General features: G+C 64.4%; 12 protein-coding genes. 5 read left to right on the forward strand and 7 right to left on the reverse strand.

Annotated features, from left to right (window positions below; translation table 11 throughout):
• Window positions 1-202 precede the first annotated feature (202 nt).
• From WG923_RS26135 to WG923_RS26155, 5 genes are all read left to right on the forward strand, one after another.
• Window positions 203-1,978 carry a glutamine--tRNA ligase/YqeY domain fusion protein gene (locus WG923_RS26135; RefSeq protein WP_340353955.1) on the forward strand — a complete coding sequence of 592 codons (1,776 nt, stop codon included), beginning with the start codon at window positions 203-205 and terminating at the stop codon, window positions 1,976-1,978.
• A gap of 438 nt (window positions 1,979-2,416) precedes the next feature.
• Window positions 2,417-3,334 carry an NADP-dependent oxidoreductase gene (locus tag WG923_RS26140; RefSeq protein WP_340353956.1) on the forward strand — a complete coding sequence of 306 codons (918 nt, stop codon included), beginning with the start codon at window positions 2,417-2,419 and terminating at the stop codon, window positions 3,332-3,334.
• 142 nt (window positions 3,335-3,476) lie between these two features.
• Window positions 3,477-4,772, forward strand: coding sequence for an MFS transporter (locus WG923_RS26145; RefSeq protein WP_340353957.1), 1,296 nt, complete (start codon window positions 3,477-3,479; stop codon window positions 4,770-4,772).
• A gap of 180 nt (window positions 4,773-4,952) precedes the next feature.
• On the forward strand, window positions 4,953-5,561 hold the full coding sequence (locus tag WG923_RS26150) for a sulfite oxidase-like oxidoreductase (RefSeq protein WP_340353958.1): 609 nt from the start codon (window positions 4,953-4,955) through the stop codon (window positions 5,559-5,561).
• A 3-nt stretch (window positions 5,562-5,564) separates the two neighbouring features.
• Entirely contained in the window at window positions 5,565-6,302 is a 738-nt protein-coding gene (locus tag WG923_RS26155) for an FAD-binding oxidoreductase (protein WP_340353959.1), read from the forward strand.
• A gap of 44 nt (window positions 6,303-6,346) precedes the next feature.
• Here the strand turns inward: WG923_RS26155 and WG923_RS26160 are convergent, their stop codons facing one another.
• From WG923_RS26160 to WG923_RS26190, 7 genes are all read right to left on the reverse strand, one after another.
• Window positions 6,347-6,793, reverse strand: a complete 447-nt coding sequence (locus WG923_RS26160) for a hypothetical protein (protein ID WP_340353960.1) — start codon at window positions 6,791-6,793, stop codon at window positions 6,347-6,349.
• On the reverse strand, window positions 6,787-7,812 hold the full coding sequence (locus WG923_RS26165) for a helix-turn-helix transcriptional regulator (RefSeq protein WP_340353961.1): 1,026 nt from the start codon (window positions 7,810-7,812) through the stop codon (window positions 6,787-6,789). Before WG923_RS26165 ends, WG923_RS26160 begins: the two co-directional genes overlap by 7 nt.
• A 323-nt stretch (window positions 7,813-8,135) precedes the next feature.
• On the reverse strand, window positions 8,136-8,537 hold the full coding sequence (locus tag WG923_RS26170; RefSeq protein ID WP_340353962.1) for a c-type cytochrome: 402 nt from the start codon (window positions 8,535-8,537) through the stop codon (window positions 8,136-8,138).
• Window positions 8,538-8,542: 5 nt separating this feature from the next.
• Complete coding sequence (locus WG923_RS26175; RefSeq protein WP_340353963.1) at window positions 8,543-8,986, reverse strand: DUF4439 domain-containing protein; 444 nt, start codon at window positions 8,984-8,986, stop codon at window positions 8,543-8,545.
• Between the two features lie 483 nt (window positions 8,987-9,469).
• A complete protein-coding gene (egtD, locus tag WG923_RS26180) occupies window positions 9,470-10,459 on the reverse strand; it encodes an L-histidine N(alpha)-methyltransferase (protein WP_340353964.1) in 990 nt (329 codons plus the stop codon).
• A gap of 290 nt (window positions 10,460-10,749) precedes the next feature.
• A complete protein-coding gene (locus WG923_RS26185; protein WP_340353965.1) occupies window positions 10,750-11,715 on the reverse strand; it encodes an AraC family transcriptional regulator in 966 nt (321 codons plus the stop codon).
• A gap of 75 nt (window positions 11,716-11,790) precedes the next feature.
• The coding region (locus WG923_RS26190) for an NAD(P)(+) transhydrogenase (Re/Si-specific) subunit beta (RefSeq protein ID WP_340353966.1) at window positions 11,791-11,995 on the reverse strand (205 nt) is incomplete at its 5' end.

Consider the following 11,995-nt stretch of genomic DNA (forward strand, 5'->3'; position numbering starts at 1 on the left):
GGGAATCCGGGAAACGTTTCCGGGCGTCGGATTGTGAAGCCTGGCACGCGCTGTGTTGGCCAGCAGCGCAGCGCCCGGACTACATTGGGCGCTCGCGCGGAAGAATTGATGAAATGCGCAGTGCAATGCAGCCGACCATCAGCGAACCCATTCCGACAATGTTGCAGGGATCTTTGAGCTCCGCTTGCCCACAAGGGCTGACATGAAGCCACGTTCATCCGCGGCGCAACCCAGCCTGCCAGGCAACTTCCTTCGTCAGGCGATCAACCAGGACCTGGAGCGAGGCACGTATTCCACCCGCCGCTGGGGCGGTAGCCCGGGAGATGCGCGCCACCATGCCGGCGGCGCACCGGATATCGCCCGCATCCGCACCCGCTTTCCGCCCGAGCCGAACGGTTACCTGCACATCGGCCATGCGAAGAGCATCAGCGTGAACTTCGGGCTGGCACGCGCCTACCAAGGGGTGTGCCATCTGCGGTTCGACGACACGAACCCGGAAAAGGAAGACGTCGAATACGTCGAAAGCATCAAGGACAGTGTGCGGTGGCTTGGCTTCGACTGGGAGGTGGGAGGTACCAGCCACCTTTACCACGCCAGCGACTACTTTGACTTCATGTACCGGGCGGCCGAATACCTCATCGAAGCCGGTCTCGCCTATGTCGACGAACAGAGCGCAGGGCAGCTAAGGGATCATCGCGGCGACTTCGCGCGCCCGGGCGTGAACAGCCCCTTTCGCGACCGCAGCGCAGCGGAGAACCTGCGGCGTTTTCGGCAGATGCGGGACGGAGAACTGCAGGAAGGGGCCGCAATCCTGCGTGCCAAGATCGACATGGCAAGTCCCAACATCAACCTGCGGGACCCGACGCTGTATCGCATCAAGTACGCTCAGCACCACAGCAGCGGCAGCAGGTGGTGCATTTACCCGATGTACGCCTTCGCGCATCCGATCGAGGACGCGCTGGAGAACATCACGCACAGCATCGCCACGCTGGAGTTCGAGGACCAGCGCCCCTTCTACGATTGGCTGCTGCAGCATCTGGCGCAAGGGGGCCTCATCAACACACCTCCTCCGCGCCAGTACGAGTTCGCACGACTGAACCTGACCTACGTGGTGACCAGCAAGCGAAAGCTCAAACAGCTGGTCGATGAAGGGCACGTGGGTGGCTGGGACGACCCCCGCATGCCGACGATCGCCGGCCTGCGGCGGCGCGGCTATACGCCTGGCGCCCTGCAGCTCTTCGCCGACCGCATTGGCGTGAGCAAGGCCGACAGCTGGATCGACTACCCGGTACTGGAAGGAGCCCTGCGCGATGACCTGGAGCCCTCGTCAGCTCGCGCGATGGTCGTCCTGGATCCGGTGCGCCTGGTCGTGACCAACTGGGACGAGGCCATGGGGCCGGGGCATCTGGAACCGTGCTCAGCGCCTGTCCATCCTCGGGATCCCGAACGGGGCGAGCGCACATTTTCATTCGGTCGCGACCTGTGGGTGGAACGTGCGGACTACAGCGAATCGCCCAGCCCAGATTTCTTCCGTCTGTCTCCCGGCAAGCTGGTGCGACTGAAGTACGGCTACGTCATTCAATGCACCGGAGCCGTCAAATCCGGCACCGGAGCGGTGACGGAGATTCACGCGCGATTGTTGCCCGAGACCAAGAGCGGTACGGCGGGCGCTGCCGCGGTGAAGGTCAAGGGGACCATCACGTGGGTAGGTGTTGCCGATTGCGTGCAGGCGGAAGTACGCCTGTTCGACCGTCTCTTCACTGTGCCCCAGCCTGGCGCCGGCGAGCGATCCTTTCTCGAGGAGCTCAATGCCGCCAGCGTGAAGGTCGTGACCGCCTATGGGGAGCCGTCGCTTCGTCAGACGCTGCCTGAGCAGAGAGTGCAGTTCGAGCGCCAAGGCTACTTCGTCGCGGACAGGCACGACCATCAACCGGATCGAGGCGAACTGGTCTTCAATCGCACGACCACCTTGACCTGAAAGGCAGAGCCGGCGTGAGCGACTCCCACCCGCTCTGAGTCGGGATGGAATTCGGCTAAGGGAAGACTCAGCCTGTGCTTGAACCCGCAACGGCCCTCGTAGGGACTGCTCTTTGAGCCAAACGGCAGGCACAGATGCCTTGCGCCTCGCCGCGCGGCCGTGCATCTCTTGCCGCAGGTTCGCACTTTCGAGCGGGGGATCTTCCAGCGGCCCCCCCTGCGCGTCCAGCAAAGGTGTCGACGCGCGCGCGAGTGGAAGCGGAATTCCCGGGGCGGCGCGATCCCTTCGGATTGCGAAGTATCCGTCGAGGTTTCATCTAACGGACGCCACGCAGCATCAAACGGAATCCATGGCCAATCGCTTCGATTCAAGGGGCTTCTCTCTCTCTATCATGTCCGTCAAGCAAGCGAAGAGACAACTGGCACAGGAGAGATTCACATGAAGGCGATCGTCGTTACGGACCAGGCCGCGGGAACGGCGGGGATGAAGCTGGTGGATCGGCCTGAGCCGCGGGCAGCCATCAACGACGTCGTCGTGGAGGTTCATGCGTCGGGCTTCGTCGTGACCGAATTGGCGTGGCCATCGACCTGGACCGATCGCCTCGATCGTGGCCGGACACCGTCGATTCCCGGCCACGAGTTGGCCGGAGTGGTCCGCGCCCTCGGCTATGGCACCACGGGCCTGTCGGTGGGACAGCGGGTGTTCGGCCTCACGGACTGGTACCGCGACGGCGCTCTGGCCGAGTACGCCGCCGTCGAGTCTCGCAACCTCGCGCCACTGCCCGGCGACGTCGACTTCGCCGTGGGCGCCAGCCTGCCGATCTCGGGTCTGACGGCATGGCAGGGACTGTTCGAGCACGGCCATCTTCAGGCGGGGCAGAGCGTGCTCGCGCACGGCGCGGCCGGCGCCGTCGGATCGATGGTGACGCAACTTGCGCGACTGGCCGGCGCCCACGTCATCGGCACGGGACGCGCCGCCGACCGTCAGAAGGCGTTCGACTTCGGCGCACATGAGTTCGTCGTCCTCGAGCACGACGTCCTCGAGGACGTCGGCGCTGTCGATCTGGTATTCGACGTCATCGGCGGCATCATCGGCAAGCGGTCCGCAGGCCTGATTCGCGCTGGAGGAACGCTGGTGTCCGTTGTCGGGCCGAGCGAGGTGCGACCCGAGGAAGGCCTGGCGATCGATTTCGTCGTCGAATCGAATCGTGCCCAACTCAGTGAAATCGTCCAGCGGGTGCGCGACGGCCGACTGCGGACGCACATCGGCACCGTCTCGCCCCTCGAAGATGCCATCGCCGCCTTCAATCCGACCAAGAGGGTCAGCGGCAAGACGATCATCCGCGTTCGTCCGTGAGAACTTGGACGGGGCAAGCGGTTGTTCCCTCCTCGCGGATCATCGTCGCCTGCCGGCTGGCGGCGATCGTCCCGGGATGCATCCGGGAAAAAAACGAAGCAAGCATGACTCAGTTGGATGGAACAAGAGAAGGAACGGCCCGATGCAAGACGTGGCTCCAGTGATCAGGGAGGCTCTCCCCGACAGAATGCTCCGGCTGGCATTCGTATCTGCGCTGCTCTCCCTGGTCGCCTCGTTTGTCACGACGGCCGCGCCGATACCCCTGTTCAATGTCTATCGGGCGGAGGACGGGTTCACCAACACCGGCATCTCGATGGCCGTTGTCGCCAATTCGGTCGGCACCATTGCCGCACTGCTGGTGCTGGGACAACTGTCCAATCATCTGGGTCGCCGGGTCACCTCGATCGCCAGCCTCGGCGTGCTCCTGCTAGGCTGCCTGCTGCTGCTGAACGTGCACGATATCGGCACCCTGTGGGCCAGTCGGCTCCTGATGGGCGTGGGTACCGGCCTGGCCAGCAGCAGTCTGACCTCGTACATTGTTGACGCGGCACCTAGCAGGCCGCAATGGTTAGCCTCCGTCGCCTCCAGCCAGGGGCCCATGCTCGGCCTCACCGTGGGCGCGATCGCCTCCGGCGCCCTCGTCCAGTTCGGCCCCTGGCCACGCGACCTCATCTACCTGGTTTGCGTCGGCTTCCTGATGGTGTCCACCGCACTCATCGCCATCAGCCCGGAAACTGCAACTCCGAAGCCGGGCGCCTGGCGATCACTGCTACCCCGAATTCGCGTACCGGCCCGGGTCAGGCACCTACTGCCTGCCGCGACGGCGGTGTTCCTGGCCACCTGGTCGACTGGCGCTTTCTACCAAGCCTTCGTGCCCGCATTGGTCGAAGATCAACTCCACACACGCAGCCCACTCATTCTCGGACTGGTGTTCGCCGCCTATATGGCCCCCGGCGTCCTTGGCGCTCCCATCGGCGGCCGGTTCACACCCGCAGTGGCACAACGCGTGGGCATGATCACCTTCCTGGCCGGAATGATCGGGATCATCACGGCGGTCACCATGGGCAAACTGACGCTGTTCATCATCGCAACCATCGTCGCCGGCGCCGGCCAGGGCGTCGCCATCAGTGCCGCCATCCGGGGCCTGCTGCACGGCAGCACCCTGGCTGACCGGGCGCCGATCTTCAGTGCGGTCTACCTTATCTGCTACAGCGGCGCCGCGTTTCTCAGTTTCATCTCCGGCCAGCTTTCCAACATCTTCTCGCTACCGCAGATCGCCCTTGGCTACGGCGGTCTTGCCATCGCCGCCACCGTGTTCACTCTCGTCGGCGCGCGGAACCCCCACGGCGACTGGCCCAGCACGACCCTCTGCGACGGGTCTCCGACACTCGCGGGCGACCGTCGATGGGCCAGTTCTACGCGCGCTCCTCGCCCTTGACGCTGGGGACCCGCTGTTCCAGGCCTCGAGTGCAGGCATGGCGGGACTGCTGCCTCGCGCGTCCGGCGGTGCCGACTTGCATGCTGCCGACGGCAGCCCGGATTCAAGATTCTTCAATGGTCTGCAGCGCAGTTCGGCGCTCGGCACTTGCGTTCACCAAACCTGAAAAGGAGCGTCCCAATGGCAACACGAGGCTTCACCGGCCGTCGCGTCGACCCGCAGCTCGCGGCCCGTTTGCCGCCGGGACAGCACCTCACGCAGGATTTCCCCGTCCTGTCGGCCGGCCCGACACCCGATATTGACCTGGGTGCCTGGAGGTTCACGTTGAAGCATGGCGCCCGGCCGATCGCCAGCTGGTCATGGCTCGAATTCAATCAGTTGCCCCGCACGATGTGGACGGGCGACATCCATTGCGTCACGACCTGGTCGAAGTTCGACACCACCTGGGAAGGAGTGACCATCGACGACTTGCTGGCCGCCGCCGGAATCGGAGAACTCACGCCGTTCGTGCTGGCGGAGTCCTATGGTGGATACACCACCAATGTGCCGGCTGCCGATCTGGTCGGTGGCAAGGCGATGGTGGCGACCATGTTTGGAGGACGACCTCTTTCGGGCCAGCACGGAGGCCCCGCCCGACTGCTGGTGCCGCACCTGTACTTCTGGAAGAGCGCGAAGTGGTGCAGGGGCCTGAAGTTCACCGAACGCGACGAGGCGGGGTTCTGGGAGCTGCGGGGATATCACATGCACGGCGATCCTTGGACCGAGCAACGATATTCCGGCGACTGCTAACCCGTGACCAAGAAGCTAGCCTGGCTGCAGACGAAAGTGCGCGCAAAACGCGCCTGCACGCCGAGCTCCATCACCCTTGTTCTAGAGAACACGGTCGGCGACTACCTGGCAGGCCAGCATGTCGATGTCCGCCTTGTCGCCGAAGACGGGTACGAAGCCCGACGCAGCTACTCGCTCACCTCCATTCCAGGCAGCCTCGAGTTGGAGCTGCTCATCGAGCGCCTGCCTGAAGGGGAGGTGTCGCCTTTCCTGGCCGACGAATTGCAGCCAGGAGACGTCCTCGAGATCAGAGGTCCCATCGGCAACCATTTCACTTGGGCGCCCTCGGACCGCCGACCCCTCGTGCTGGTTGCCGGAGGTTCGGGTATCGCTCCTCTGATGTCGATGGTGAGACATCGTTCACTCGCTCCACATCCCGCGGCACCGGCGCTGCTCCTCTACAGCGCGCGCAGTTGGCAGCACATGGCCTTCGCGGCGGAACTCGAAGAATTGGCGGAAAAGGACAGCACCCTGTCCTTTGTCGCCATCACGACCCGGGAGCCAGCGCGCCGCCGAGGCGACTTCGACCGACGCATCGACACGGACATGCTCACCGAGATCTTCGCCCAGCAAACCGACCTGCGGGGCCTCGCGTGCTTTGTGTGCGGCGCCACTGATTTCGTGGAAACCGTCGCAACAGCACTCGTCCGGCTCGGGATGGCTGCCGACTCTGTCAAGACCGAGCGCTACGGGGGCACCTAGTCTTGGCGTCCGCGTGCGGCCAGCGCCTGCCTGCCTCCCTCAACTCAGGCCACGTTCTGCACCCTCAACACTCGTCCCCCGTACTCCACGGTATCCCCCGCGACCGCGCCTTCCAGCGCCTCGTAGATCGGCGCTTCGGTGGAGATGCCCATGTACGTCAAGCCGTCGCACTCAAACGCCTGGGTCGCGACCCCCACCACATACCATCGGCCATCGAGCTGCACAGCGGCTCCCTCTTGAACGCGCGATTTCGGTCCAAAGTCGATGGCTTGAAGTCGCTTCAACCCGGCCTCGTAGGTGCGCGTCGGCCCTTCGAAGAACTCTGCGAGTTCAGCGTTTCCCAACGCTTGTGACGCCTGGTCGTGGTCGGTGGGTTCGCTTCGGTCGCGTGCGGCGCCGGCCAGATAGGCGGCGTAGGCGGCCCGCGACTGCCGCAGCTGCGCTGCCTGAAGCTTCGTAAGGACTGCCCGCAAAGAGGTCTTGCTCAACATGATCGGCTTTCTTTTGTCGGAGTTTCGGTGTCGCTCAGGAGCTTCGGCAGATCGGCGCCGGGGGAGGCGGCCTGTCCGCGGTACTCTCGCGGCTCCATTCCGTAGGCCTTGCGAAATGCACGGATGAAGCCGCTGTTGTTGGCGTAGCCGGCAGATTGCCCGATCTGCCCAATGGATATTTCGGTGACGCGGAGTTGCTCCGCCGCCTGACGCATGCGCAAGTCCCTGAGCACGCTCATTGGCGCACGGCCCACCAGCTCGTAGAAGCGGGCCATGAAGGTGGACCTGCCCAGGCAGGCCACTCTCGCCAGGCTGTCCACCGTATGCGCGGCGCCCGGCCGGGCCGTCATCTCCGCGAACGCCTTGGCGATTCGATGGTCTCTCAGAATGGCGAATCGCTCAACCCACGGAGATGATGAAGTGAGCGAGCGCCGCAGCAAGAGCACGATGGCCAGTTTCATGTGCAGCGACGCCATCGCCACACTCCCAGGCTGCTGCCCTTGCAGCTCTCCCACGGCAGATTCCAGCGCGGTCTGCAGGTCCTCGTCTCCCGGAAAACGCTCCACGATGGGCGTCGAAAGCCCGCCGAACATGTCAACGACGCCACCGAACGCTGCGTGGAAACGACCGCACAGGATTCGAGCGCGCCCCGTCAAGGTGGCACAGCCCGCACGAACGGCCTGGGGCGGACCCGGCGATTTGTCAGCCGGCGGAATCACGACCAGGGTGTTCGGTGCGATGGCAATGGAAAGTCCCTGCGGCGTCGTGAGCGATCCAGAACCGGATATCCCGTAGTACAGGCGGGTCAGGGAGTCGTCGCATGGCTGCAGGCGCCGTTCATTGCGCAAGGTGCATTCCTCCAGTTCCGTCTGGCGGACTTGGATGGTGCTCATGAGGGCGTCCAGGTCCGCGGCCGGTATCCTCAGAATGGGGTGATCGGCGGAGGCCATTCCAATGGTGGCTCCCCCGCGTAAGCGGCCCGTGAATGCGGCCTGAGGATTGTCGTCGCCTTGCTCCATCGCCGGTTCCTACGCTGAATCTCCATCTTTTTGCAGGCCTTCTTTCCGCCCGGAATCTGCCGCGCCACGCTGGCGTATCGGCCACGGCCGCCATCTGCATCCGACGGTGCAGGGCACCGCCTACAGCGCCGTTCGGACGTAGAGGGGAGGACGCTTGAACGCGGGGCGCACTCGCCTGCCATTTGCCGCGGTGCCGGCGGGCGCCCTGCGCCGAAGCAGGCGCAAGGCCCGACCGAGGCGGCCGGATACTCCCGGAATCTGTGTTGCCAGGAGCATCCACCGCAAGCGCATGGATGCTATGCAGATGCCGCATCAAGCGACGGCTACCTTCCGGTCGCACCGGTCGAAGCCAGGTACTGGATCACGGCTTTGCGCTCGGCAGCCGAGGGCAGCGAGAACGCCATCCTTGTGCCGGCGGCGACGGACTGCGGATCCTGAAGCCACTTCTCCAGGCGTGCAGCATCCCACTGGCCCTTGACGCGTCGGAGCGCATCGGAATATTCGTAGCCGGCTGCCGACGCCACCTTGCGACCCACCACTCCGCGCAACATCGGCCCGATGCGATTTGCCTCCAGAGAGTGGCACGCCAGGCACTTGGACTCGAACAGTGTCGCGCCAGCACTTGATGGCGGCACGCCTTGTGCCCAGACCGAACCGGGAACGAGCCCGACGGCGATGAGTAGAGGCAAAGCAGAGACGAACCCCCGCACTGGGCTGCGCTGCATGGCTCTTACCCGAACAGGTAGGCCTTGGACCGGATCCCCAGGCCTTGGGCGTTGTTCAGAGTCGTCCAGTGCACCGCTTCGTCGGCAGCGAGATTGCTGAAAAGCTGCGCCAGCTTGCGGTCGTGCAGGGCCGCGACCTGGCCGACGTACGCGCTCGCCGCGCCCTGCTCCAGCTTCGTGGCGAGGGCGACCACGTCCTCTTCGGTCTTGAGCGAGCCGAGGTTGAGCGCCTTCACGTACTGCTCGTCCGATTGCGCCTGGACAGGCTTGCCGCCAGCCTTGGAGATGAGCGCCGCCAAAGAATCCCTGTGTTGTTCATGGTGCCCCATGAACACGTGCGCCAGCTTGAGGGTTCCGGCCTTGAGCAGCCCGCTCCCGGCGGCGAGCCGGTAGGCGGCGATGCCTTCGTGCTCCAGGGCCAGAGCAACTTGCATGACGGACACGTCCATGGACGCGTCCTTCGAACTGCCGTTCGAGGCAGCTGCTGTTGCTGCAGCGGATCCGCCCACGAGGCCCAGGCCTGCAATGACCTGGCCGCAGCCAGCGAGGAAGATCCGACGCGGCTCGGCGACGACCCGCTGCTTTGTGTTGGAAGGCATCTCTAGCGCTCCTTTGGGTGGGTTGCAAAGTCTGCGGTGCGCCGCCCGGCCTCGTCCCATTTCATGCCCGTGGCGAGCGTGCACCGCCCTCAGACTCAATCTAACGGGTCCCGCTGATTGGTGAAATGGAGTGCGAGGCTAAACGGATGCAGGAGATCATTTGCGAGACGCGAGGACAGAGAGCATGGACGCGCAGGCGCGGTCCGCACGAAGCGACTTCGGTGAAGCGCGCATCCCTGCGCTGGCAACGCATCCAGGGACGCGCGCAGCGGTGTGGCTCAGGCTATCGGGGAGGATCTCGACGACACCGCCGCAGCGCGAACTCATCCCGTGCTAGTCCCGGGCGCAGGTCAGCGCTATGCGTTCAGCAGCAAGCACCGCAAAGTAGCCGTTCGCATCGGTCCATTGGCCGGTGACGTTCCACCCTCCGGCTCGCAGCAAGAGTCGGATGTCGCGGGCGGTGTACTTGTAGCTGTTCTCGGTGTGGATGGTCTCGCCCGCTTGGATCGAGAAGCAGCGGTCGGCAATGCGAAATCGCATGTCCCTGGCCGCGCGCAGATGCATCTCGATGCGGGAGAGGCGCTCGTTCCAGCGCACTTCGTGCTCGAACGCGCATACCGGGATGTTGCCCTGGAGTTCGCGGTTCACCCGGTGCAGGACGTTGAGGTTGAAGGCCGCCGTGATGCCCCGCGAATCGTCATAGGCAGGCAAGAGGATGGATTCGTGTTTCAGAAGGTCCACACCCAATAGCAGCGCGGCGTCAGGCCCCAGCGCTTCGCCGAAACCCCGAAGGAGATCCACTGCTGCAGCCTCGCTCAGATTGCCCAGGGTCGAACCCGGAAAGAAGCCCGCCGCGCCGCGCTGACGCACACTGGCCGGCAGTTCCAGCGGCTGCAGAAAGTCCGCCTCCACAGCATGCATCGGAATGTGCGGAAACCGGTCTTTGAGAGCGTCCACCGACTGGCGCAGGAAGTCCCCCGAGATGTCGATTGCGATGTACTCCGCGACCGACGCGTGCTTGAGCAACTCCGCCGTCTTGCTGGCGGAGCCAGCCCCGAATTCAACCAGCACCCGGCTGCGGCCCAGAAGCTGGACGATGCGCTCCATCTCCTTCGCAAGAATCTGGCGCTCGCATCTGGTGGGGTAGTACTCAGGCAGGCGAGTGATGTCCTCGAAGAGCCTCGAGCCCACTTCGTCATAGAACCAGCGCGGAGGGATGGCCTTTTGTGTTCCTGCCAATCCGCTGAGTACATCATTCAGGAACGCGGCAGGCGCGTTTGCTGGCCGGGCCACCGTGAGCGCGGAGGAAGGGGGATTTCGCATCGGACGAATTGCAAGGTTTGTGGCGCGACTCCGCGCCCATCGAGCGAGCTGTGGAGTCGGCAGGTTGCGCGGGCGGATCGATCCGGAGCCAAGGCTGCAGTCATGTCCCTGGACGATTGTTGTCGAACGGCACTGCGAAGTTCGAGGGTGAATGTGTCCCGCCGTCCGGGAAACGCACCCTTCAGAGCGGAATTGAGCCTGCCCCGGCAACCGAGCTCGGATCGCGGGCCAAGAGTCACGCCTGGAGCGGTACGCGTGGAGGCCGGCATCAGCGGGTGCAGTCGGTCGACCTAGTCGGACTGAAGCCGTTGCGTCGCATTGTTGCGACGCACTTGCGAGGGGTCCATCCCGTAGCATTTTCGGAACGCCTTGATGAAACTGCTGCGGCTGGCATATCCCGCGCTGCTCGCGATGTGTTCGATCGGGAGGCTGCTCGCCTTGAGTTGATCCATTGCCTGCCGCAGCCGAAGCTCGCGAAGGACCTGCATCGGGGCCTTTCCGACGATGGCCGTGAAGCGAGCCACGAACGCAGATCGGCTAAGACAGGCCAGGTGGGCCAGGCTGTGGAGAGAATGGTCGTCCCCGGGGCGCAGCGCCATCGCTGCAAAGGCCCGGGCCACCAGGGGGTCGCTGAGTACCGAGAAGCGCTCGACCCATGCGTTCATGGATGCGAGCGACCGGCGCAGGAGCAAGACGATGACCTGCTTCAGCAGGGCGGCGCTCATCGCCTTGCTGCCGACTTCCTGAGCGACCAATTCGGCCACCGCCGCCTGCAGCTTGGCGTCGACCTGGTCCGTCGCGTCGAACTGCTCCGTAATGGGTTCTGTCAGGCCGCCGAAAAGGTCGGTGGACGCGCCATAGCTTGCGTGGAAGTACCCGCACACCAGCAGGAGGGATGGATCGTCGCCTGCGACGACGCGGCGCACATTGTCAGGGTCCGCCGTCGGCGACTTGCCGTCAACCGTCCTCAAGCCGGTGAATCCATTGCTGCCTTCGACCTCGATCCGCCACGCTGAATTGGGGGGCACCACGATCAGCGTATGGGGCATCAGTGGTATCGGATCGTGCTTCCCAATCACGGCGCGGCCGACGCCAGCGAGGTTGTAGTGGATTCCTGGCGCATTCGCGCCACTCAGTTCCAGGCTGTAGCCGCGGCTCACCAGACATTCCGTGAGCTTGACAAAGCTCACCTCGAGGGTGCCCAGCAGGTTCTCGAGGTCCGCCGACGAAATCCTCAGCATCGGGCGTTCGTTCATGGTGCTGGCTCCACGTGAGATCCGTGACAAAGGGAATTTCGCAGACTGCTACCGATGGCTGGTCAACGCGAATTCCTAGGTCTTCAGCGCCGCCAGCAGCTCGTCGAGCATCTTCTTGGCGTCGCCGAACAGCATGCGGTTGTTGTCCTTGTAGAACAGCGGGTTGTCCACGCCGGCATAGCCCGAGGCCATGCTGCGCTTCATGACGATCGAGGTCTTGGCCTTCCACACCTCCAGCACCGGCATGCCGGCGATGGGGCTCGTGGGGTCGTCCTGCGCA

Origin of the sequence: Ramlibacter sp. AN1133, from assembly GCF_037890035.1 — a bacterium.
Taxonomy (GTDB): domain Bacteria; phylum Pseudomonadota; class Gammaproteobacteria; order Burkholderiales; family Burkholderiaceae_C; genus Ramlibacter.